This window comes from Falsochrobactrum shanghaiense (assembly GCF_003149535.1).
GTDB lineage: Bacteria > Pseudomonadota > Alphaproteobacteria > Rhizobiales > Rhizobiaceae > Brucella > Brucella shanghaiense.
Genome location: NZ_QGDB01000001.1, coordinates 806,572 through 829,355 on the forward strand (window position 1 = coordinate 806,572; position 22,784 = coordinate 829,355).

Sequence of the window (22,784 nt, forward strand, 5' to 3'; positions counted from 1 at the left end):
TTGTTTGCGGGCGATTTCATGCCTGTGGAAAACACAGTTATGCCTATCATTAACTTATTGTTAACGCTACGAATTCAGCTCTTGTTCATCTTTAATTGTTAAAGTTTTCATTAAGATGCACCAAGGCCGAAAGGGGTTTGTTAACCCTTGAAGGCATGGGGAGCATCGCTTTCGAGCTGCCAATCCCAGAGCGGTTCCTGTTTAAGCGGAACCGTTGGGGGTCGCTTCTCAAGCCTTTGTTTTATCATATGGGGTGAAGACGATGAATATCATTGTCCTGTTGCGTGACAGCGTTAACGTCATCCGTGAGTTCGTTGCACCGAGCTACAGGCCCGAGCGCCATTATATGCGCGGACCCGGCCCGGCCTGCGCGGCGCGCACGGCTATCTGATCTGCGGTTAATCCGCAAAATGTTCTAAAGCGCGTCGCGATCTTTCAGATTCGCTCCTTACGCTTTAAGTTGTTGTTTTACGCATGTCGTTATCCCGAAACCGGTTCCCACTTTCGGGCGACATGCTCTAAAGAAAAAGCCAGAGCGGCGACGCTCTGGCTCTATCTATTTGTTTTTACGCATTATCCGGACGCAAAACCGTTTCACACTTTTGCTGGAAATGCTCTCGGCTTACTTATTCCAGACCCTCAAACAGCGCGGTCGACAGGTAGCGCTCGGCGAAGGACGGAATGATTATGACAATATTCTTGCCTTTGTTTTCCGGGCGCTTGCCGATTTCGATGGCAGCGGCCAGCGCTGCACCCGATGAAATGCCGACGGGAATTCCTTCCACGCGCGCGATCAGGCGCGCATTGGCGAAGGCGTCGTCATTGGAAACCTGCACGACTTCGTCATAGATTTCGGTATCGAGCGTCTTGGGGGCGAAGCCTGCGCCGATGCCCTGAATCTTGTGCGGGCCGGGCGTGCCGCCGGAAAGAACCGGGGAATCGGTCGGCTCGACCGCAATGACCTTGAAGGAGGGCTTGCGCGCCTTGATGACCTGACCGACGCCGGTGATCGTGCCGCCCGTGCCAATGCCCGAAATCAGAATATCGGCTTCGCCATTGGTGTCGTTCCAGATTTCCTCCGCAGTGGTCAGGCGGTGGATTTCAGGATTGGCCGGGTTTTCAAACTGCTGCGGGATGATCGCGTCGGGATTGGTCTGGGCAATTTCCTCTGCCTTGGCAATCGCCCCCTTCATGCCCTTTGGCCCTTCGGTCAGCACCAGCTCGGCGCCCAGAAGCTTGAGCAGCTTGCGGCGTTCAACCGACATGGTTTCAGGCATGGTGAGGATGAGGCGATAGCCCTTGGCCGCGGCTGCAAAGGCGAGCGCGATGCCGGTATTGCCGGATGTCGGCTCTACGAAAACCGTCTTGCCGGGAACCGCCTTGCCCTCTTTTTCGAGCGTTTCGATCATCGCCAGACCGATGCGGTCCTTGACGCTTGCCAGCGGATTGAAGAATTCGAGCTTGACCAGAAGATTGGCGTCGACGCCGTTTTCCCGGGCGAATTTGTCGATGCGAACCAGCGGCGTATTGCCGATTGTGTCGAGAATGGAATTATATATACGGCCACGACCCGAGGTCTGGCCGTCGATTGCGCCCTGGGGCTTGGTCATGAAATAATCTCCTTCTATTTTGCGGAAGTTTATGAGGAAACAACGCAAAAGCATAGCTGTACTCGTGCGTCATATCCGGCTGGAGGAGAAATTATTGCTATATAGTGCAAAAATGAAGAATATTATTCTGGTATACTATGACTAAAATAGGCACTGCTTTTTGAGCCGTTTGATCTGCATCAATGCTTTTTCCATCTCGTTCGCAGAAGATTGAATGCAATATGGAGGTAAGATCATGTACAAGAAAATTCTGATCGCGACTGATGGATCCGATCTGGCCGCAAAGGGTGTCGAGCAGGGAGCGAAGCTGGCAGCGAAGCTCGGCTCGGGCGTATTGCTGGTTTCCGTGACCGAATTGTTGCCTTCTTATGGGATCGTGGTTGCCGCCGAATGGGCATCCAGCCCTGCGGCGTTTCAGGAATATCGCGATGCCTTGAGCAAGGCCGCAGCCGATCTTCTGGCGCAGGCCAAGGCAAAAGTGGAAAGCGCGGGCGTCGCCGCCGAAGTTCTGCATGTCGAAAACCAGTCGCCGGCGCAGGGCATCGTCGAAGCAGCCAAGCAAAAAGGATGCGATCTTATCGTCATCGCCTCGCATGGACGGCGCGGCGTCAACAAGCTTCTGCTTGGCAGTCAGGCGGCAGAAGTGTTGACTTTAAGCACGGTGCCGGTGCTCATCATCAAGTAGGCGCGATGATCGTGTCGGGCCGCTCATTTCCCGATGGGCATTAACAACGCAAGAAGATTGCGGCACAGTTCTGATAGAGTTGACAGAGGCTTTTTCAGGAGATCGTCATGACTGCGCCGCGTCCTTCCAAAACCAGCATCGGCAATCATCTGCTGCATCCCGAAACGCAGATGCTCAATTATGGCTATGATCCCGATCTTTCAGAAGGCGCGGTCAAGCCGCCGGTATTTCTGAGTTCGACCTTCGTTTTCAAGACGGCGGAAGACGGGCGGGACTTTTTCGATTTCGTCTCCGGGCGCAAGGAGCCGCCCGAAGGCGTCGGCGCGGGACTGGTTTATTCACGCTTCAATCATCCCAATAGCGAGATCGTGGAAGATCGTCTGGCGGTTTATGAGGGGGCGGAAAGCGGCGCCGTGTTTTCTTCGGGCATGTCGGCCATCGCGACCACACTGCTTGCCTTTGTGCGTCCGGGCGACGTGATCCTGCATTCGCAGCCGCTTTATGGCGGCAGTGAAACGCTGCTGGCGAAGACGTTCCATAATTTTGGCGTCGAGGCCGTGCCTTTTGCGGATGGCGTGCATGAGGAGGCGATTGAAAAAGCTGCCGAAGAAGCGCTTTCCAAAGGGCGCGTTTCCGTCATTCTGATCGAAACGCCAGCCAATCCGACCAATAGTCTCGTGGATATTGCCGCAATTGCGCGCATTGCCGGGAAAATTGAAACGCGGCAGGGACATCGCCCGGTGATCGCCTGTGACAATACATTGCTCGGTCCGGTGTTCCAGAAGCCGCTGGAGCACGGCGCCGACCTGTCGCTTTATTCGCTGACCAAATATGTCGGCGGACATTCCGACCTGATCGCAGGTGCCGTGCTGGGCAGCAAGGATCTGGTGCGGCAGGTCAAGGCGCTGCGTGGAGCCATCGGAACGCAGCTCGATCCGCATTCCTGCTGGATGTTGGGCCGCTCGCTTGAAACATTGGGGCTGCGCATGGAGCGCGCCAATACCAATGCGCTTGCGACCGCCGATTTCCTGCGCGATCATCCCAAGGTGGAAAAGCTGCATTATCTGTCGTTTGCGGGTGACGATTCGGCGCTGGGCGCCTTGTTTGAGCGCCAATGCAGCGGCGCGGGCTCCACCTATTCGTTCGACATCAAGGGCGGGCAGGCGGCGGCATTCCGCTTTCTCAATGCGCTGCAAATCCTCAAGCTTGCGGTCAGTCTGGGCGGCACCGAATCGCTGGCAAGCCACCCGGCAACGATGACGCATTCGGGCGTTCCCATCGAGGTGCGCGAGCGCATCGGCGTGCTTGAATCGACGATCCGGCTTTCGATCGGCATCGAGCATCCCGATGATCTGATCGCCGATCTCGCGCAGGCGCTGGAGGCTGCGTGAAGCTCGAAAAACAAGGGAAGAAAAATGGTGCGGGTGGTCGGAATCGAACCGACACTCCTTTCGGAACCGGATTTTGAGTCCGGCGCGTCTACCAGTTCCACCACACCCGCACATGACTGGCAAAGCAGCCCGATATGGCCCTGAAACGGACAGTGGAGAGGGATATAACGGCTAAACGAAATCAGGTCAATTGCTCTCGCGCGGCTTGATTGCTTATCCTTTTCGTTCCGCGAAATTTCGGATGCGATTGCGGATGATGCGCGTGAGATTGCGCGTGCGCTGGTAGAGATGAATCTGTGAAGCGGCCTGGCGTACATGCCGGTCCGCGCCCGGATTGAGGCCGATTACCAGCGTTTCCACGCTCTCACGCTCCTGAAACAGCCGCGACATGACCGGATGGTCGGGCGGCGCGCAGGAATCGGTGCGGATGATGTTCGGGTCTTCAAGATGATTCCTGAGGACGTCGAGCATCAGCAGCATGCCGGGCGAAAAGGCGCGGAGCGTCTCATCATAGGCGGTTTTCCACGTCCATGCCTCGCCGGATACGGTGAAAACGATCAGAATGGCAATGACCCGGCCCTCAAGCTGGAGCGTATGGATGCGCACGCAATCGCGTTCGGCTAGATTATTGACCGCTTCGCGTGCAAAGGCCGCACGAAAGCGGTCCACAGCCATCGCAGTGCCGCGCCGCCCCTTCCAGCCGCTTGCTTCAAGCGTGAGGAAGTGCTCGAAAGCGGGGCGTATTTCATCCGGGCTTCGGGCAATGCGGTATTCAAGCCTGCCCTGTTCAGCAAGGCGGCGTCTAAGCCGGCTAAGTTCCCTGCGATGATGATGGCTGATCGCCTGTTCGAGATAGGTTTCGCCATCAAGCCTGCTTTCGAGAAAGGGGCGTTCGGTCTTCTCAATGGAGATGATCGGCAATTGTCGTCCGACAGCGACCGAACGGATCAGCTTGGCCACCGCGCCTTTTGCCCGCATTTCGGGCAGAACCAGAATTTCCGGCATTTTCAAATGGTCGCGCGCGAGAATATCGAACAGGTCTTCGAGAACGCCGAGCGGGTCGTCATGGTCGATGAGCGGTGTACCCTGCGGGCCGAAGGGTGTGGCCCATGCGCGAAGAACGGGGGTGGAGAGCGGCAGGCCGGGGCGCTCGATCGTATAGGGCATCACGAAGCGCAGGCGGCTGCGCGTGTCGTTTTCGTCGCGCATGACCATGAAGCGGACTTCGCGATCTTCAAGGCGCGGCATGGCAGGGGCCAGAAAGCGGGCATTGAAGAAAATATTCGGCTCTATGGCGCGATTGCCCAGATGATCTAGTTCGTCGCGCAGGTCAAACCCGGCCGAAGAGCCATAAATGGCAAGCTTGCGCGGAATATCGCGGCTGCTCAGGCTTTCTTCAAGATGCTTTTTCGCGTCTTCATTAGCCAGCTTATCGGAGAGTTCGGACACAATGCGGGCTGCATTTCCACCCGCAGATTCCTCAAGCAAGGGTTTGGCGGCCATTAAAAGGTCTCCTCCGAAGTATTGCTCTATTTTGCGCAACGAGAGTAAACATCACCATATTCATTGTGCGGTTGACGACGGACGAGATCAGGACTGCTTGAAGCAGTATTGAAATGGCAGTCGACAATGCAATGTCCCCCAGTCTGAAGCGCGCAATGAGCAGCAGATCGAGGGCGATACTAGAAGATGAGTTCTTTATAAAAGGAAAAGGAAACAGCCGGTTGCGCATCGCCGCGACAAAGCTTTGCGGATGGTAATTATTTCCTGAATCCAGGTCGTCACCACGACCTGGAGCAGTTCAAGCCATTGCGTATAAGCAAGAACCGCTCCAACCGGCTGGAAAAGCTTCAGGACACAAAAAACCCGGCGATTATGCGCCGGGTTTTTTTATGGGCGATGCGCCAGAGGCTTACTCGAAGGCACCGTGGCAATGCTTGTATTTCTTGCCCGAACCGCATGGGCAAGGCTCGTTGCGGCTGACCTTGCCCCATGTTCTGGGATCGGCGGGATCGCGTTCGGATGCAGGCACTGTGCGCTCGTCCTGCTGGTGCTGCGCCCATGATCCCTCGTCAAAATCATCCTCGCCGGTGGTGCCGTCGATATGGCGGCCGGTCATCGGCGGAAGTGCCGGCTCCGGCGGAGCCTCGCGGACGATTTCAACGCGCATCAATTGCGATACGACGACTTCGCGCAGATTGGCGAGCATGGCCTGAAACAGCTCGAAGCCTTCCGTCTTGTATTCATTGAGCGGATCGCGCTGCGCATAGCCGCGGAAGCCGACCACAGAGCGCAGATGGTCGAGATTGACCAGATGTTCGCGCCACAGATTGTCGAGCGACTGCATGATGACCGATTTTTCGATATAGGTCATGATCTGCTGGCCGAAACGCTCGGCCTTTTCAGCAGCGGCCTTGTCGGCGGCGTCCTTGATGCGGGTCTCGAATTCTTCTTCCGCGATGCCTTCTTCCTTGGCCCATTCCTCGACCGGCAGGTCGAGGTTGAGCTTGGAGGTGACATCTTCCTTGAGGCCCGCAATATCCCATTTTTCCGCATAGGCGTCCTTGGGGATACGCAGCGCGACCATGTCCTCGATCACCTCGTGGCGCATGCCGCCGACAATATCGGTGAGGTCTTCCTCGTCCATCATTTCCAGACGCTGTTCGAAGATCACCTTGCGCTGATCGTTCATCACATCGTCATATTTGAGCAGGTTCTTGCGGATTTCGAAGTTGCGCGCCTCGACCTTGGTCTGCGCCTTTTCCAGCGCCTTGTTGATCCAGGGGTGGACGATGGCTTCGTCTTCCTTCAGCCCCAGCTTCTGGAGCATGCCGTCCATGCGGTCGGAGCCGAAAATGCGCATCAGGTCGTCCTGAAGCGACAGGAAGAATTTCGAGCGGCCCGGATCACCCTGACGGCCCGAACGACCGCGCAGCTGGTTGTCGATGCGGCGGCTTTCATGGCGTTCGGTGGCGAGAACATAGAGACCGCCAGCTTCAAGCGCCTTTTCCTTCAACTGCGCGATGTCAGCCTTGATCGCTGCAATCTTTTCTTCGCGCTCCGGCCCTTCTGGAACCTCGGAGAGTTCCTGACGCACGCGCATGTCCAGATTGCCGCCAAGCTGGATGTCGGTGCCACGACCGGCCATGTTGGTGGCGATGGTCACAGCGCCCGGAACACCGGCCTGTGCGATGATATAGGCTTCCTGCTCGTGGTAACGGGCATTGAGAACCTGGAAGCCCTTGACGCCTTCCTTGCGCAGGCGTTCGGCCAGAAGTTCCGATTTCTCGATCGACGTGGTGCCGACGAGAATGGGCTGGCCCTTTTCGTGGGCCGCACGAATATCGCGCACGATAGCGCGGTATTTTTCCTCGACCGTACGATAGACTTCATCGTCTTCATCAAGCCGCTTGATCGGAAGATTGGTCGGAATTTCCGTGACTTCCAGACCGTAGATATTGCCGAATTCCTCCGCTTCCGTCGCGGCGGTGCCGGTCATGCCGGCAAGCTTGGTATACATGCGGAAATAGTTCTGGAAGGTGATCGAGGCCAGCGTCTGGTTTTCAGGCTGGATCGTCACTTGTTCCTTGGCTTCGAGCGCCTGATGCAGACCTTCCGAATAACGGCGTCCCGGCATCATGCGACCGGTAAATTCGTCGATGATGACGATTTCGTCGTTGCGGACGATATAATCCTTGTCGCGCTGGAAAAGCTTGTGCGCGCGAAGCGCATTGTTGAGGTGGTGGACCACGGCGACATTCTCGATGTCGTAAAGGCTTTCGCCCTTGAGGTGGCCTGCCGCTTCGAGAAGCTTCTCTACTTTTTCCGTGCCTTCTTCGGTGAAGATCGCGGTTTTCTGCTTTTCGTCGATTTCGTAATCTTCCGGCGCAAGCGGCGGAATGAAAGTATCGATAAGCGTGTAAAAGTCGGAGCGGTCTTCCAGCGGGCCGGAAATGATGAGCGGCGTGCGCGCTTCGTCGATGAGGATGGAGTCCACTTCGTCGACGATGGCATAGTTGTGGCCGCGCTGGACCATCTGGCCGCGCTCATATTTCATATTATCGCGCAGATAATCGAAGCCAAGCTCGTTGTTCGTTGCGTAGGTGATGTCGCAGGCATAGGCCGCCTTGCGCTGGTCATCATCGAGGCCATGCATGATGACGCCGACGGTGAGACCGAGGAAATTATAGAGCCGGCCCATGGTTTCGGCATCGCGGGAGGCAAGGTAGTCGTTGACGGTGACGACATGGACGCCCTTGCCCTCAAGCGCGTTGAGATAGACGGGCAAGGTCGCCATGAGCGTCTTGCCTTCACCGGTGCGCATTTCAGCGATGCCGCGCTCATGCAGGACCATGCCGCCGATCAGCTGCACATCGAATGGGCGCATGCCGAGCACACGCTTTGCAGCCTCGCGCGCGGTTGCAAAAGCATCCGGCAGCAGGGAATCAAGCGATTTGCCTTCCGCCAGCGCCGCACGGAATTCGGCGGTCTTGGCCTGAAGCTGTTCGTCGGTGAGGGATTCGTAATTCTTTTCCAGCGCCGTGATCTTTTCCGCACGCTGGCGCAATGACTTGACGTGTCGATCGTTGGATGAACCGAATATCTTGCGGGCGAGGCCGCCAAAGCTGACCATTCCTGGTCCTTTCCTGTTCGTTCAGCCGGAAGCGCTTCCGGCAATATCGAAATGCTTTATTCACGCGTATTGAAACAAATGCAAGAAAAGCACGCTTGAAAAGCGGCCTTTTAAGGCGCTTTCTCACGCAGTTCTCCTTACGCCATACTGGACGCAAAGTCGAAGGACAGATAAGAGGGGGATCGGGCGATGTCAACGTTGCTCGAAGCGCCGGAATTTCTGTTTCTTCCATAAGCTATGGGGGTTTTCGGCCAAATTCTGCCGTATTCATCGGGCCGGTAAGTGCTCCGAAGGAGAGAATCCCATATGAAAGCCATTCTCAAAACCCCATACCGCAAGGCATTTGCCATTCTTGCAACGTCTGTTGCACTGGCAGGTTTCAGCGGCCATGCCGTGTTTGCCCAGGACGCAGCGCAAGGCACTGCCAAGCCTGCGGAAGCCGCGCCGTCTGCGGCTGCTTCCGAAGATCCGGCAAAGGTTCTTGCAACGGTCAATGGCAAGGACATCACCGTTGGCGAGGTGGATCAGGCCGCAGGCGATCTTGATCCGCAATTTGCGCGCCTTCCGGTCGAACAGCGCCGTCTGGCTGCTCTTGCCGCGCTGATCGACATCAAGGCGATGTCGGGCGAGGCGGAAAAGGAAAAGCTCGACCAGAGCGAGGAATTCAAAAGCCGCATGGAATTCCTGCGCGAGCGCGCCCTGCACAATGAATATTTCAAGAGCGAGGTCGTCGACAAGATTTCCGACGCCGATGTGCGCGCCCGCTACGACAAGGAAATCGCCGCCATCCCGCCGCAGGTCGAAGTGCGCGCGCGTCACATTCTCGTGAAGACCAAGGAAGAAGCCGAAGCCATCATCAAGAAGCTTGAGGATGGTGGGAAGTTCGAAGATCTGGCCAAGGAAAGCTCGACCGACGGCACAGCCGCCAATGGTGGCGATCTGGGCTATTTCACCGAAGGACAGATGGTGCCGGAATTCGAGAAGGCGGCCTTTGCGCTCAAGCCTTCCGAATATACCAAGGAGCCGGTGCAGTCGCAGTTCGGCTTCCATGTGATCCAGCTTGAAGATCGCCGCACCAAGCAGCCGCCCGCATTCGAGCAGGTATCGGAGCAGATTCGCTCGATTGTCATGCGCGAGCGTTATGTCGAGCTGGTCAAGAACCTGCGCGATGGCCTGAAAATCGAATATAAGGATCCTGCCGTCGACAAGGCGATGAAGGATGCCGCAGCCGCACAGGACGCAGCCGAAAAGGGCGATGCGGCGGATGAGGGCGCATTACCGCAATAATAAGCGGACAAGCAGTCAAACGCCCCGGCAATCCGGGGCGTTTTTTTTGACACTCATGCGTTTCCCGCTTGATTTTAAACCGCAAATCTTTCCAATGCGGTTGAAACCGTCCATCGCTTTTCAGAGGCAAACATGTCCGCGTCCGTATCTCCGCTTGCTCCAAAATATTATCCTCCCATGCCCGCTATCGATGGCGTGCGTATCGCGACTGCCGCGGCCGGGATCAAATATAAGGGCCGAACCGATGTGATGCTGATGGTGTTCGACCAGCCTGCGGAAGTGGCGGGCGTCTTCACCCGTTCGCTCTGCCCCTCAGCGCCGGTGGATTTCTGCCGCCAGAATCTGGTCCATGGCAAGGCGCGCGCCGTGGTGGTCAATTCAGGCAATGCCAATGCCTTTACCGGGAAAAAGGGGCGCGAGGCCACGCAGGCAACCGCAGAGGCGGCAGCCAGGGCTGTCGGCTGCAAGACGAGTGATATTTTTCTTGCCTCGACCGGCGTGATCGGCGAGCCGCTTGATGCGGGCAAGTTCTCCCATCTTCTGGGGGGAATGGCGCAGGAGGCGCATGAGGATTTCTGGGCGGAAGCCGCCAAGGCCATCATGACGACCGATACCTATCCGAAAGTGGCGACCGAAACGGTGCTGCTCGGACAGGTGCCGGTGACGATCAACGGCATTGCCAAGGGTGCGGGGATGATCGCGCCCGATATGGCGACGATGCTGTCCTTCGTGGTGACGGATGCACCCATCAGATCCGATGTGTTGCAGGGCCTGCTCGGCGAGGGTGTCGAGACGACCTTCAATGCGGTGACGGTGGATAGCGATACATCGACTTCCGACACGCTGATGCTGTTTGCAACCGGGCTCGCCGCCGGGCGCGGCGCGCCGGAAATCACCGATATTGCCGATGAGCGCCTTGGCGAGTTCAAAAAGGCGCTGGACCGCGTGCTCAAGGCGCTGGCGCTTCAGGTGGTGCGCGATGGCGAAGGCGCGCGCAAGATGGTCGAGATCGAAGTGAGCGGTGCGAAGTCTGCTGCTTCGGCAAAGAAAATTGCGCTTTCCATCGCCAATTCGCCGCTGGTCAAGACGGCGGTGGCCGGTGAGGACGCCAATTGGGGCCGCGTCGTCATGGCCGTCGGCAAGGCAGGCGAACCGGCTGATCGCGATCTGCTGGCGATCTGGTTCGGCGATATTCGCGTGGCTCATCAGGGCGAGCGTGATCCGGCCTATTCGGAAGAAGCAACGTCCGCTTACATGAAGGGCGAGGATATTCTTATTCGTGTCGATCTGGGACTGGGGAGTGGCAAGGCCACGGTCTGGACCTGCGATCTGACCAAGGAATATGTCGCCATCAATGGCGACTATCGCAGCTGATGACCATGCCCGGCCTTACTCCCGATCTCGCCATCGTCCGCAGGCTTGAAGCAGCAGGGTTTCGCGCATGGCCGGCAGCTTCGGTCAAGTATGACGGCGCATGGACGGTGCGACTGACGCCGGGGCAGGCTTCCAAGCGGCTCAATTCGGTCAATCCGCTCGATCCGGGCGATACGCGCGATATTGCGGCGCGTGTCGAACGGCTGGCGCAGCATATGCGCGGGCTGGATGTGCGGCCCTGTTTTCGCCTCACGCCGCTTGCGCCGGTGGAACTTGACCAGCATCTGGAAAGGCTGGGCTGGAAGCGTTTTGAAGAATCCATCGTCATGACCTGCGATCTGCAAAAGCTCGATCTGGCGGGGGCAGGCGACCTGACCCCGCTTGACGATATGGAACTGTTTGCCGATGCATCTTTTGCCATTCATGAACGCGCATTACAGCAGCGCTCCAGCTTCCTTGAGCTTCTGGGGCGCATAAGGCCGGTCAAGGGAATGTTCGTTCGGTGCAGCGATGGCGAGGCGGTCGCCAATGCGCTTTGCGTATGCGACGGCCCGATGGCGGGGCTGTTCGATGTGGGTACGCTGTCTTCCGCGCGCCGCAGGGGCCATGGTCAGGCGCTGATCGCTTCGGTGCTCAAATGGGCCAAAGGCGAGGGAGCGAAAACCGCGTGGCTTCAGATCGATGCCGAGAATGCCGCCGGGATCGCGCTTTATGAAGCTTTCGGGTTTCAGGAAGCCTATCGATATGCCTATCGGGAAAGCAACAAAATATGAGCGAGACGAAATCCCATCCCATCCTGCTGGTGGCGGCCTGTGCGCTGGTCGATGCGGATGGGCGCGTGCTTCTGGCGCAGCGCCCCGAAGGCAAGCAGCTTGCCGGGCTTTGGGAATTTCCCGGCGGCAAGGTGGAGCCGGGCGAAACGCCGGAAGAAACGCTCATTCGCGAATTGCAGGAAGAAATCGGCATTACGACCAAAGCGGCCTGTCTTGCTCCGCTGACATTTGCCAGCCACACCTATGAGAGTTTTCATCTGCTGATGCCGCTTTATGTCTGCCGTCGCTTTGAAGGCATTGCGCGCGGGCTTGAGGGGCAGGCGATCAAATGGGTCCGGCCCAGAGATATGCGCGATTATCCAATGCCGCCCGCCGATGAGCCGCTGATCCCCTTTCTGGTCGATCTTTTATGAGCGGTGGAAAAGTTCAAAATAGCTGACAAAGCGTTACGGATTCCGATTCTCGTTAATCGATGATTCACTCCGCTGCGGCATTCTCCCGAATGAGTGCCCCGGAGTTTGTCCCATGAGTTTCGACGATAATTTTTTCAAAACAGATCACAAGGAAAATACGCCGGGTCCATTTTCAAAAGCCGGGCGCGGCATCTTGCGCGTCGTGCTTTTGTTTGGTTCGGCAGCGATCGCTCTGGCGTTGATTATCGTCCCGGTTCTCAATGATCAGGCAAACAAGGTCGCATCGCAGTCGGTGCTGCCCAACGGTATCGACCGCACCATGACCGGATCGATCAAACGGACACCGCCTGCTGTTACCAGCAAGGGCGTCTCCGGCTCTCACTGCATCATCGAGGCGGATGGACGCCATAGCGGCGATTGCTGATTAGTTTTCTTCCGTTTTCTTCAGGGCCTCGGCCAGCGATGATTTGGCGGAACCGGGTTTGAGCGGCTTTTGCTGCGATTCATGCGGGGCCCAGCCCGAAAGCCAGATGGTCGAGAAAGTGGCGCGGATGCGTCCGTCGGGGTCGCTGAAACGCTCGGCATAGATTTCGGCTGCGCGCAGGAACAGCCGTCTGGAAACGGGTTTGCGCGAGCGGTCGCGCAGCACGTTCTGCATGCCCATGGCGCGCAGGTCGGCCATCAGGTTGAAGAGCGAATCATAGCGTACGGTCACGTTTTCGACATCGGTTACGGGAAGCGCGAAACCGGCCCGCTGCAAAAGTCCGCCCACATCGCGCACATCGGGGAAGGGAAAGACGCGCGGTGATGCACCGCCGGTCAGCTCGATTTCGGCCTGCAACAGGCTTTCGCGCAATTCGCCAAGGGTTCCGCTGCCGCTCAGGGCTGCCAGAAACAGGCCGTCCGGCTTGAGCGCGCGCGCAATCTGGATCATCGCGCCCGGCGTATCGTTGGTCGCATGCAGCGACATGAGCGAGACGATCAGGTCGGCGCTTGCTTGTTTGAGCGGCAGGAACTCCTCATCGCCGACGATTGCCGCAAAGGGGCCTTTCAAAAAACTTGCATCCTGTTCGATGCGCAGGATCAGATCGGCCTTGCCGGAACGGGCGATAGCTGCGGCAGCAAGCCCGTTATGTCCGGCGAGATCGATGGCAACCGCAAAATGGCGCTCGACCGCATCCAGCCGGTCTTCGAGATCTTCGGTGGTACGGCCCAGCAGGAAGTCCGCCCCCGGATCGGCGCGCGCAAAGGCACGGCGGCGAAATGCGAGCAGGAGTTCGCGGTCGAAAATCGCGCTTTCGGGAGTGGGAGCGGCCATGGAATTCTGTCTTCTCTTTCGGGCATGTGCCTGTAAACTGGGTCAGTGTTAAATGCATTCGAACGGGGGCGAATGCAATGGTGGATGACGACAGGCCGCATCACGGCTTGCTGCATATATTGCGCACAAAAGGGCTGGGCATCATGCGTGATGCCTTGCGCCATGGCACGAATTTGCTGTTTCCAGCCAGTTGTGCGGGGTGCCGGATGCAGGTTTCCCAGCCGGGAACGCTCTGCCCGCAATGCTGGTCGCAATTGCGTTTTATCGAAAAGCCCTATTGCCCGGTGCTTGGTATTCCGTTCAATCATGATTTTGGCGAGAACTTCATGAGTGCGGAAGCCATTGCCGACCCGCCGCCATTTCGCCGGTTGCGCTCGGCGGTGCAACATGACGGGGCTGCGCAACGCATGGCGGTCTCGCTCAAGTTTCATGATCGCACTGATCTTGCGCCATGGATGGCGCGCTGGATGCAGCGCGCAGGGCGTGAACTGCTCGATGATTGCGATGTGGTGGTGCCGGTGCCGCTGCATCGCTGGCGGATGTGGCAGCGGCGCTTCAATCAATCGGCGGAACTGGCGCGCGCGCTGGCGCGCCTGAATGAAAAGCCTTTTGCGCCGGAAGCGTTGAAACGCGTGCGCCGGACGCAACAGCAGATCGGCCTTGGCCTCAAGGAGCGCAGGCGCAATGTCGATGGCGCTTTTCGTGTTCCCAAGGAAAGTGAAATTCTCGTGCGCGGGCGGCGGGTTTTGCTGGTGGATGATGTTTATACGACCGGAGCTACGGTCAAAGCTGCCACACGCGCGCTTTCGCGCGGCGGGGCGGCGAGTGTGGACGTGCTCACCTTCAGCCGTGTCCTGCCGGAAACGTGAAAATCGAAAGGGCTTCCAGATCAGGCCGTTGCTGCCTATATAGGGAGTAACGAATGGAGTTTTTCATGGTCGATATTACCATCTATACGCGTCCCGGCTGCCCCTATTGCATCCGTGCCAAGGAGCTTCTCACAGCCAAGGGCGCGCAATTTAATGAAATCGTTGCGAGCGATTCGCCGCAACTGCGCGCCGAAATGCGAGAGCGTTCGGGCCGCAACACATTTCCGCAGATTTTTGTCGGTTCCGTCCATGTCGGCGGTTGCGACGATCTTTTCGCGCTCGACGCTCAGGACAAGCTCGACGGCCTGCTTGCAACCGGCGAATTGAAATAGGATCAGCACGATGAGCAGTTTTCGCGCAGCAGCAATCCAGATGCGTTCGGGGACCGATATTGCCCGCAATGTTGCTGATCTGGAAAAACTGGTCGCCGAGGCGGCAGGCAAAGGCGCACAATATGTGCAGACGCCGGAAATGACCGGCGCGCTGGTGCGCGACCGGCAAGCGCTGTTTGCGAGCCTGCGCGACGAGGCCAATGATCCGGTGTTCAAGGCGGCATCGGCGCTTGCCAAAAAGCATGGCATTTTTGTGCATATCGGCTCGACGGCCATTGCTGCGGGTGACGGCAAGATCGCCAATCGCGCCGCGATTTTTGCGCCTTCGGGCGAGAAGATCGCGACCTATGACAAGGTGCATATGTTCGATGTCGATCTCGACAATGGCGAAAGCTGGCGCGAATCGGCGACCTATGAACCGGGCAGGGAAACGGTGATCGCCGATCTGCCTTTCGCCCGGCTGGGCATGGCCGTCTGTTACGATATTCGTTTTCCGCAGCTTTTCCGAGCGCAGGCGCTCAATGGCGCCAATGTGATTACGGCTCCGGCTGCCTTCACACGGCAGACCGGTGAGGCGCACTGGCATGTGTTGCAGCGTGCGCGCGCCATCGAGAATGGTGCATTCCTGATTTCGGCAGCACAAGGCGGCGTGCATGAAGATGGCCGTGAGACCTATGGCCATTCAATCATCGTTTCGCCGTGGGGCAAGGTTCTGGCGGAAGCCGACCATGATGAGCCGGGCGTGATCGTCGCAGATATTGACGTGAGCGAAAGCGCTGCTGCGCGCGCCAAGGTGCCGAACCTGAAAAATGCGCGGGAGTTTTCGGTCAGGATCGCTGCCGCAGAAAAGAAAGAGGACGCATAATCCATGATCCGCTTTTCGCTTCATTGCGATCACGGCCATGAATTCGAGGGCTGGTTTCGCGACAATGCCGACTTCGACCGGCAGGCGGAAATGCAGCTCGTTTCCTGCCCCGTCTGCAACTCGCCGCATGTGGGAAAATCCTTGATGGCGCCTGCGGTTTCCACCAGCCGGACCAAGGAGAAAATGACGCTGGCGCTGGGCGATGCGCAAAAGCAGGCGCTGGACGAAATGCGCGAACTCAGCCGCAAGGTGCGTGAAAACGCCGATTATGTCGGAGATAAATTCGCTGAGGAAGCGCGCAAGATTCATTTCGGAGAAACCGAGGCGCGCGGCATCTATGGCGAAGCCTCGCGTGAGGATGTGAGTTCGCTGCTTGAGGATGGCGTCGAAGTTATGCCGCTTCCAATCTTCCCCGAAGACCAGAACTGATGTTCAGCCAGTGCGGGAGGCGGAGCGGATGAGCCTCTTGAATTCCGCGCTGTTCCTGCTGCTTGCGACTGGTACGCTTCTTGGCCTTATCCTGCCCTTGGGCAAGATTGCCGCCGAAGCGGGCGTTCCGCCTGCCATGTGGACATTTCTGGTTTCGGCAAGTGCGGGAACCATTTTGCTTGCGGCTTTGCTGCTGCAAAAAAGGAGCATCGGCTTTTCCGGCGGCAGGCTGCGCTATTATGTCTGCACCGCCATTATTTCCTATGCCTTGCCCAATCTGCTGATTCTTTCGGCCATTCCGCGCCTTGGAGCGGGTTTTACCGGCATCATGTACACGCTCTCGCCGGTGATCACTTTGCTGATTTCGATGAGCTTCGGCCTGCGCCGCCCCAATGCGCTTGGCATTGCGGGGATTGCGGTCGGTTTTGTTGGCGCGGTGATGGTGGCGCTGACGCGGGGCGAGGTCGGCAAGCCTGCCGATCCGCTCTGGGTCGCGGCAGCACTGCTCATCCCCGTGCTGCTGGCGATCGGCAATGTCTACCGGACGCTCGACTGGCCCAAAAATGCCGGGCCGACCGAGCTTGCGGCAGGAAGCCATCTGGCCGCGGCGCTAATGCTTTTGGGCGGAATTTTCCTGTTCACCGGAGATTTCCCGGTTCAGACATTTGCGCTGGTTCCCGGAGCTACGCTGGCGCAGGCTATCGCGTCGGCGGGCATGTTTGCGCTGTTCTTCCGCTTGCAGGCGGTGGGCGGGCCGGTCTATCTGAGCCAGATCGGCTATGTCGCGGCAGCGCTGGGTCTGATTTCAGGCACGCTGTTTCTGGGTGAGCACTATCCGCCGCTCACATGGATGGGAGCAGCAGTCATCGCCATCGGTGTGACCATGACCACCCGTGCGCAAAAACGTTGAAGAAACGCTGATTATTCCGGGCGTTCCGCCAGCACCATATAGTTCACATCCATATCGCGCGAACGGTTCCAGCTATCGGCCAGCGGATTGTAGCTCACGCCGACCTTGTCGATAAGGCGCAGGCCTGCTTTGGAAAGAGCGGTTTCGAGTTCCTGCGGGCGCACCAGCTTTTCATATTGATGGGTTCCGCGCGGGAGCCAGCGCAGCACATATTCCGCACCAAGAATGGCCAGCGCATAGGCTTTGGGCGTGCGATTGATGGTGGCGACGAACATCAGCCCGCCGGGCTTCACCATTTCGCTGGTCGCCGACATGAAGAGATCAACGTCGGAGACGTGTTCGACAACTTCCATATTGAGAACCACGTCGAATTTTTCGCCCGCTTGCGCCAGCGCTTCCGCCGTGGTGGCGCGATAATCAATGTCGAGCCTGCTTTGTGCGGCGTGGATTTTCGCCACTTCGATATTGGTTTCGGAAGCATCCGCGCCGATCACCGTTGCGCCAAGCCGCGCCATGGGTTCGCAAAGAAGCCCGCCGCCGCAGCCTATATCGAGCAGGCGCAGCCCCTCGAAAGGGCGGGGGCTGTTGGGGTCTCGTGCGAATTGGGCGCAGAGTTTTTCCTTGATATAGGCAAGGCGCGTGGGATTGAACTTGTGCAGCGGACGGAATTTGCCCTGCGGGTCCCACCATTGCGCGGCGATGCGCGAGAAATGCTCGATCTCGGAAGCGTCGATGGTGGTGCGGGCGGCGTCGGTCATGTCATTCTCCTGCGGGCGGCGGCATGCAGTCCTGCTCTCAAGGTAGCGTGTGATTGTCAAGGAGCAAATCATTTTCCTGATTTGCGATCTGCTGAGGGCGGGGGCGAATCACAGTCTTGCGAAATGCAGGCAATTTCGTTATGTGACCCCCGGGTTTGTCCGTCGCAATAAAGTAATGTTTGAACGGGCAGGAATGAAATTTATCAAAAGACGGGACGTATCCTTAAATGGCGCGCATCGTGATGAAATTCGGCGGCACTTCGGTGGCCGATCTGGAACGCATCTATAATGTGGCGCGCCACGTCAAACGCGAGGTCGATTCCGGCAATCAGGTGGCGGTCGTTGTCTCGGCCATGGCCGGAAAGACCAATGAGCTGGTCGGCTGGGTGCAGAACATGCCCAAAGTATGCGGCGCAAGCTCGCCGATCTATGATGCGCGCGAATATGATGCGATCGTTGCCTCGGGTGAACTGGTGACGAGCGGATTGCTGGCAATCGCGCTGCAATCGATCGGCGTCGATGCGCGGTCGTGGCAGGGTTGGCAAATTCCGATCAAGACCGACAATTCGCATGGCGCTGCGCGCATTCAGGAAATCGACGGCGCCGAAATCATCCGCCGCATGGAAATGGGGCAGGTCGCAGTCGTCGCCGGTTTTCAGGGCGTGGGCCCGGATAATCGCGTGGCAACATTGGGCCGCGGCGGCTCGGATACATCGGCTGTCGCCATTGCCGCCGGCGTGAAGGCCGACCGCTGCGACATTTATACCGATGTGGATGGCGTTTATACCACCGATCCGCGCATCGAACCCAAGGCCAAGCGCCTTTCGCGCATTACTTTTGAAGAAATGCTGGAAATGGCTTCGCTGGGCGCCAAGGTCTTGCAGGTGCGTTCGGTCGAGCTTGCCATGGTACACAAGGTTCGCACCTTCGTGCGTTCCAGCTTTACGGACCCCAATGCGCCGGGCATGGACGATCCGATCAACCCGCCCGGAACACTTATTTGCGACGAGGAAGAAATCGTGGAACAGCAGGTCGTCACAGGAATCGCCTATGCGAAGGATGAGGCGCAGATTTCGCTCCGGCGTGTCAATGACCGCCCCGGTGTTTCTGCCGCCATTTTCGGGCCGCTGGCGGAAGAATATATCAATGTCGACATGATCGTTCAGAACATATCCGAGGACGGCTCCAAGACCGACATGACCTTTACCGTGCCATCAGGGGATCTGGACAAGGCCGTCCGGGCGCTGGAACGGGCCAAGGCGGAAGTCGGCTTCGATACGATCCAGTCCGAATCGGGTCTGGCCAAGATCTCGGTGATCGGCATCGGCATGCGCTCGCATGCGGGCGTGGCGGCGACGGCGTTCAAGGCGCTGGCCGAAAAGGGCATCAATATCCGCGCCATCACCACATCGGAAATCAAGATTTCCATCCTGATCGACGGCCCCTATGCGGAACTTGCCGTGCGCACGCTGCACGGCGTCTACGATCTGGATAAATAAGCATCTCTTGAAAAATATTGGCCGCACGCGGAAAAGGGCGTGCGGCGGGCAGGTTTTTCGAGCTTGTCGATTTTTATGACGAATTCGCTAGACCTTCGTGTCAAAAATGCTCACAAAGGATTTGGCGTAACGCTTCGCAAGCGGGTAATGGGAATCGGCTTTGCGACAAGCCATGCCCAACCTTGAGGAGCCCCTGACGATCATGCGCGATCTGACAACCGGTCCCCGCGTGCTGCTGAAGCGGTTGCGCGAATTGATGGCGGAGCCGCTGGAGCCGCAGGAACGCCTTGACCGGATCGTCCGTGAAATCGCGCAGAACATGGTCGCGGAAGTCTGCTCCTTCTATATATTGCGCGCCGATGGCGTGCTCGAACTCTATGCCACCGAAGGTCTCAACCCGCAGTCGGTCCATCTGGCGCAATTGCGCCTCGGACAAGGTCTGGTCGGCACGATTGCCGCAAGCGCGCGCCCTCTCAACCTGACGGATGCGCAAGGGCATCCGGCCTTCGCCTATCTGCCGGAAACGGGCGAAGAAGCCTATAATTCGTTTCTCGGCGTTCCGGTGCTTCGCGCCGGCCGCACTTTGGGCGTTCTTGTCGTTCAGAACAGGACCAAACGTGCTTATCGCGAGGATGAAGTCGAAGCGCTTGAAACCACGGCAATGGTTCTGGCCGAGATTATCGCGACAGGCGACGGACTGCGGCTTGCGCGTCCGGGAATCGAGCTGGATCTGGGACGACCCATGAGCGTGAGCGGCATGGCGCTGAATGACGGTATCGGGCTGGGGCATGTGGTGCTGCATGAACCGCGCATCGTCGTCACCAATCTCTTCAACGAAGACAGCCAGGCCGAACTCAACCGGCTGGACGAGGCGCTGGGTTCGCTGCGCATTTCCATCGACGACATGCTTTCGCGCCGCGATGTGGCGATCGAGGGCGAGCATCGCGAGGTGCTGGAAGCCTATCGCATGTTCGCGCATGATCGCGGCTGGGTGCGGCGTCTGGAAGAGGCTATTCATAATGGTTTGACGGCGGAAGCCGCAGTCGAAAAAGTGCAGAGCGACACCCGCGCGCGCATGATGCATCTGACCGATCCCTATATGCGCGAGCGGCTGTCGGATTTCGATGATCTCGCCAACCGCCTGCTGCGCCAGTTGATGGGGCGGGACATCAAGACCATCGCCGAATCTCTGGCCAAGGATGCAATCATCGTCGCCCGCTCGATGGGGGCTGCGGAACTGCTCGACTATCCGCGCGAGCGGCTGCGCGGCGTGGTGCTGGAAGACGGCGCCGCCACCAGCCATGTGGTGATCGTGGCGCGCGCCATGGGCATTCCCGTCGTCGGGCAGGCCAAGGGTGCGGTCTCCATGGCGGAAAACAGCGATGCGGCCATTGTCGATGGCGATGAGGGCATCGTTCATCTGCGACCGCAGACCGATGTGGAAACGGCCTATGCCGAGAAGGTGCGCTTTCGCGCGCGGCGGCAGGCGCTCTATCGCGAATTGCGCGACCAGCCCTCCGTCACGCAGGACGGCGTGGATATTTCCCTGCTGATGAATGCGGGGCTTCTGGTCGACCTGCCGCAGCTTGCCGCTTCGGGGGCTGCGGGTATCGGGCTTTTCCGCACCGAACTCCAGTTCATGGTGGCGTCGACTTTTCCGCGCGCCGAACAGCAGGAGCGGCTTTACCGCTCGGTGATCGAGGCGGCGGGCAACAAGCCGGTGACGTTCCGCACGCTCGATATTGGCGGCGACAAGGTGCTGCCTTATTTCCGCACGACCGTACATGAGGAAAATCCGGCGCTTGGCTGGCGCGCTATCCGCCTGACGCTCGACCGCCCCGGCCTGCTGCGCACGCAGTTGCGCGCGCTTTTGAAAGCGGCGGGCGGTTGCGAATTGCGCCTCATGCTGCCCATGGTCACGGAAGTGAGCGAAGTGAAGGCGGCACGCGAGATCATCGAGCGCGAAGTCCGCCATCTGTCGCGCTTTGCCCATGCCCTGCCGCTCAATCTCAAGCTGGGGGCAATGGTCGAGGTGCCTGCACTTTTGTGGCAGCTCGATGAGTTAATGTCGATTGTGGATTTCGTTTCGGTCGGCTCCAACGACCTGTTCCAGTTCCTGATGGCGGTGGACCGGGGAAATTCGCTGATCACCGATCGTTTCGACCAGCTGTCACCGGCCTTCCTGCGCACGCTTCGTCATATTGTCGATGCCGGTCGTCGCCATGGCAAGCCGGTCACGCTTTGCGGCGAAATGGCCGGGCGCACGCTTACCGCAATGGCGCTGGTGGGGCTGGGTTTCCGCTCGATTTCCATGTCGGCGGCGGCCATCGGCCCGGTCAAAGCCATGCTGGGCGCGCTCGATGCAGGCAAGCTCAATGCCTTGCTGCTTGAGGAACTCGACAAGCCCAATACGGCGCATTCGCTGCGTGAATTGCTGCTGGTGTTTGCGGAAGAGAACGATATTCCATTATAGCGAAGAATATTGCTGATAGAATGGGTGCCGCGGACAGGCGGCATTTGTCGCGCGTATCTGCGCGCTGCCAAAAGATTTTAGGACATGACGATGATCGCATTGCCGCAGGACCGGATGGACCAGCTTTTGAAGCGGTTTTCCATGATTGAAAGCCAGATGGCCGACAATCCGGATTCCGAAACCTATGTAAAGCTGGCTTCCGAATATTCCGAGCTTCAGGATGTTGTCGGTAAAATCCGCGAACTGAGCGAAGCGCGAAGTGAAGCGCATGATCTGATGGCGATGCGCGACGATGCGGCGACGGATGCGGAGATGCGCGCGCTGGCCGACGAGGAACTGCCGCAGGTGGAAGGCCGCATCGAGGAACTGGAGCAGGAGGTGCAGATCCTGCTGCTGCCCAAGGATGCCGCCGACGAGAAGAATGCCATTCTTGAAATCCGCGCAGGCACGGGCGGGCTTGAGGCCGCACTTTTTGCGGGCGATCTTTTCCGCATGTATGAGCGTTATGCCAGTGAAAAAGGCTGGCGCGTCGAACTGGTATCGGCCAGCGAAGGCGATGCGGGCGGCTATAAGGAAATCATCGCCACGGTTTCGGGCCGGGGCGTGTTCTCGAAGCTCAAATTCGAATCGGGCGTGCATCGCGTGCAGCGGGTGCCGGAAACCGAAGGCGGCGGGCGCATTCACACTTCCGCAGCTACCGTCGCCGTGCTGCCGGAGGCCGCAGACATCGATATAGAAATCCGCAATGAGGATATTCGCATCGATACGATGCGCGCATCGGGCGCGGGCGGGCAGCACGTCAATACCACCGATTCGGCGGTGCGCATCACCCATATTCCCACGGGTCTCATGGTGGTGCAGGCAGAAAAATCGCAGCATCAGAACCGCGCGCGCGCCATGCAGATCTTGCGTGCGCGCCTTTACGACATGGAACGGCAGAAAGCTGAAAGCGAGCGCTCGGAAGCGCGGCGCAGCCAGGTCGGATCGGGCGATCGTTCGGAGCGCATCCGTACCTATAATTTTCCGCAAGGGCGCGTTACCGACCATCGCATCAACCTGACGCTCTACAAGCTCGACCGGGTGATGGAGGGTGAACTCGACGAATTGATCGATGCGCTGATCTCCGATCATCAGAGCGCACTTCTGACCGAACTGGGCGCATAGG

At 58.4% G+C, this 22,784-nt stretch carries 21 protein-coding genes and 1 tRNA gene; 16 read left to right on the forward strand and 6 right to left on the reverse strand.

Annotated elements, in window-relative coordinates; translation table 11 throughout:
* Positions 1–262 precede the first annotated feature (262 nt).
* Positions 263–391 (forward strand): hypothetical protein, encoded by a 129-nt coding sequence (locus DKP76_RS19740; protein WP_280953518.1) that lies wholly within the window; start codon positions 263–265, stop codon positions 389–391.
* 235 nt (positions 392–626) lie between these two features.
* On the opposite strand, the gene cysK is transcribed toward DKP76_RS19740, so the two are convergent.
* On the reverse strand, positions 627–1,610 hold the full coding sequence (gene cysK / locus DKP76_RS03860) for a cysteine synthase A (RefSeq protein WP_109705070.1): 984 nt from the start codon (positions 1,608–1,610) through the stop codon (positions 627–629).
* A gap of 235 nt (positions 1,611–1,845) precedes the next feature.
* Between cysK and DKP76_RS03865 the strand changes: the two genes are divergently transcribed.
* Both DKP76_RS03865 and DKP76_RS03870 read left to right on the forward strand, forming a co-directional pair.
* Complete coding sequence (locus DKP76_RS03865) at positions 1,846–2,295, forward strand: universal stress protein (protein ID WP_109705071.1); 450 nt, start codon at positions 1,846–1,848, stop codon at positions 2,293–2,295.
* Positions 2,296–2,402: 107 nt separating this feature from the next.
* Positions 2,403–3,686 carry a cystathionine gamma-synthase family protein gene (locus DKP76_RS03870; protein ID WP_109705072.1) on the forward strand — a complete coding sequence of 428 codons (1,284 nt, stop codon included), beginning with the start codon at positions 2,403–2,405 and terminating at the stop codon, positions 3,684–3,686.
* 25 nt (positions 3,687–3,711) lie between these two features.
* Here DKP76_RS03870 and DKP76_RS03875 read toward each other — a convergent pair.
* The 3 genes from DKP76_RS03875 to secA all read right to left on the reverse strand — a co-directional run bounded on the left by DKP76_RS03875 (position 3,712) and on the right by secA (position 8,319).
* Positions 3,712–3,796: transfer RNA gene (locus DKP76_RS03875), tRNA-Leu, on the reverse strand.
* A 103-nt stretch (positions 3,797–3,899) separates the two neighbouring features.
* On the reverse strand, positions 3,900–5,189 hold the full coding sequence (bspF, locus tag DKP76_RS03880) for a type IV secretion system effector crotonyl transferase BspF (protein ID WP_109705073.1): 1,290 nt from the start codon (positions 5,187–5,189) through the stop codon (positions 3,900–3,902).
* A 409-nt stretch (positions 5,190–5,598) separates the two neighbouring features.
* Positions 5,599–8,319 (reverse strand): preprotein translocase subunit SecA, encoded by a 2,721-nt coding sequence (gene secA, locus DKP76_RS03890; protein ID WP_109705075.1) that lies wholly within the window; start codon positions 8,317–8,319, stop codon positions 5,599–5,601.
* Between the two features lie 306 nt (positions 8,320–8,625).
* Between secA and DKP76_RS03900 the strand changes: the two genes are divergently transcribed.
* From DKP76_RS03900 to DKP76_RS03920, 5 genes are all read left to right on the forward strand, one after another.
* Positions 8,626–9,606 (forward strand): peptidylprolyl isomerase, encoded by a 981-nt coding sequence (locus tag DKP76_RS03900; RefSeq protein WP_109705076.1) that lies wholly within the window; start codon positions 8,626–8,628, stop codon positions 9,604–9,606.
* Between the two features lie 132 nt (positions 9,607–9,738).
* Positions 9,739–10,980 carry a bifunctional glutamate N-acetyltransferase/amino-acid acetyltransferase ArgJ gene (argJ, locus tag DKP76_RS03905; protein WP_109705077.1) on the forward strand — a complete coding sequence of 414 codons (1,242 nt, stop codon included), beginning with the start codon at positions 9,739–9,741 and terminating at the stop codon, positions 10,978–10,980.
* A 5-nt stretch (positions 10,981–10,985) separates the two neighbouring features.
* Positions 10,986–11,753: a GNAT family N-acetyltransferase gene (locus DKP76_RS03910; RefSeq protein ID WP_109705171.1), complete on the forward strand. Its 768-nt coding sequence runs from the start codon at positions 10,986–10,988 to the stop codon at positions 11,751–11,753.
* On the forward strand, positions 11,750–12,166 hold the full coding sequence (gene mutT, locus DKP76_RS03915) for an 8-oxo-dGTP diphosphatase MutT (RefSeq protein ID WP_109705078.1): 417 nt from the start codon (positions 11,750–11,752) through the stop codon (positions 12,164–12,166). Before DKP76_RS03910 ends, mutT begins: the two co-directional genes overlap by 4 nt.
* A 112-nt stretch (positions 12,167–12,278) precedes the next feature.
* Complete coding sequence (locus DKP76_RS03920; RefSeq protein ID WP_109705079.1) at positions 12,279–12,590, forward strand: hypothetical protein; 312 nt, start codon at positions 12,279–12,281, stop codon at positions 12,588–12,590.
* Here the strand turns inward: DKP76_RS03920 and DKP76_RS03925 are convergent, their stop codons facing one another.
* Complete coding sequence (locus tag DKP76_RS03925; protein WP_109705080.1) at positions 12,591–13,484, reverse strand: methyltransferase domain-containing protein; 894 nt, start codon at positions 13,482–13,484, stop codon at positions 12,591–12,593. It lies immediately after the preceding gene.
* A gap of 77 nt (positions 13,485–13,561) precedes the next feature.
* Between DKP76_RS03925 and DKP76_RS03930 the strand changes: the two genes are divergently transcribed.
* From DKP76_RS03930 to DKP76_RS03950, 5 genes are all read left to right on the forward strand, one after another.
* Positions 13,562–14,353 (forward strand): ComF family protein, encoded by a 792-nt coding sequence (locus tag DKP76_RS03930; protein ID WP_109705081.1) that lies wholly within the window; start codon positions 13,562–13,564, stop codon positions 14,351–14,353.
* Positions 14,354–14,418: 65 nt separating this feature from the next.
* Entirely contained in the window at positions 14,419–14,685 is a 267-nt protein-coding gene (gene grxC, locus DKP76_RS03935) for a glutaredoxin 3 (RefSeq protein ID WP_109705172.1), read from the forward strand.
* A gap of 10 nt (positions 14,686–14,695) precedes the next feature.
* A complete protein-coding gene (locus DKP76_RS03940) occupies positions 14,696–15,550 on the forward strand; it encodes a carbon-nitrogen hydrolase family protein (RefSeq protein WP_109705082.1) in 855 nt (284 codons plus the stop codon).
* Between the two features lie 3 nt (positions 15,551–15,553).
* Positions 15,554–15,979 (forward strand): DUF1178 family protein, encoded by a 426-nt coding sequence (locus DKP76_RS03945; RefSeq protein ID WP_109705083.1) that lies wholly within the window; start codon positions 15,554–15,556, stop codon positions 15,977–15,979.
* Positions 15,980–16,007: 28 nt separating this feature from the next.
* A complete protein-coding gene (locus DKP76_RS03950) occupies positions 16,008–16,889 on the forward strand; it encodes a DMT family transporter (RefSeq protein ID WP_109705084.1) in 882 nt (293 codons plus the stop codon).
* 11 nt (positions 16,890–16,900) lie between these two features.
* Here the strand turns inward: DKP76_RS03950 and ubiG are convergent, their stop codons facing one another.
* Positions 16,901–17,647, reverse strand: coding sequence for a bifunctional 2-polyprenyl-6-hydroxyphenol methylase/3-demethylubiquinol 3-O-methyltransferase UbiG (gene ubiG, locus DKP76_RS03955; RefSeq protein WP_109705085.1), 747 nt, complete (start codon positions 17,645–17,647; stop codon positions 16,901–16,903).
* Positions 17,648–17,874: 227 nt separating this feature from the next.
* Between ubiG and DKP76_RS03960 the strand changes: the two genes are divergently transcribed.
* The 3 genes from DKP76_RS03960 to prfA all read left to right on the forward strand — a co-directional run bounded on the left by DKP76_RS03960 (position 17,875) and on the right by prfA (position 22,783).
* The gene (locus DKP76_RS03960; RefSeq protein WP_109705086.1) at positions 17,875–19,146 is read left to right on the forward strand and encodes an aspartate kinase; all 1,272 of its coding nucleotides are present in this window, start codon (positions 17,875–17,877) and stop codon (positions 19,144–19,146) included.
* A 202-nt stretch (positions 19,147–19,348) separates the two neighbouring features.
* Positions 19,349–21,619 (forward strand): phosphoenolpyruvate--protein phosphotransferase, encoded by a 2,271-nt coding sequence (ptsP, locus tag DKP76_RS03965; RefSeq protein WP_109705173.1) that lies wholly within the window; start codon positions 19,349–19,351, stop codon positions 21,617–21,619.
* 90 nt (positions 21,620–21,709) lie between these two features.
* Positions 21,710–22,783 (forward strand): peptide chain release factor 1, encoded by a 1,074-nt coding sequence (prfA, locus tag DKP76_RS03970; protein WP_109705087.1) that lies wholly within the window; start codon positions 21,710–21,712, stop codon positions 22,781–22,783.
* Position 22,784: the final 1 nt, after the last annotated feature.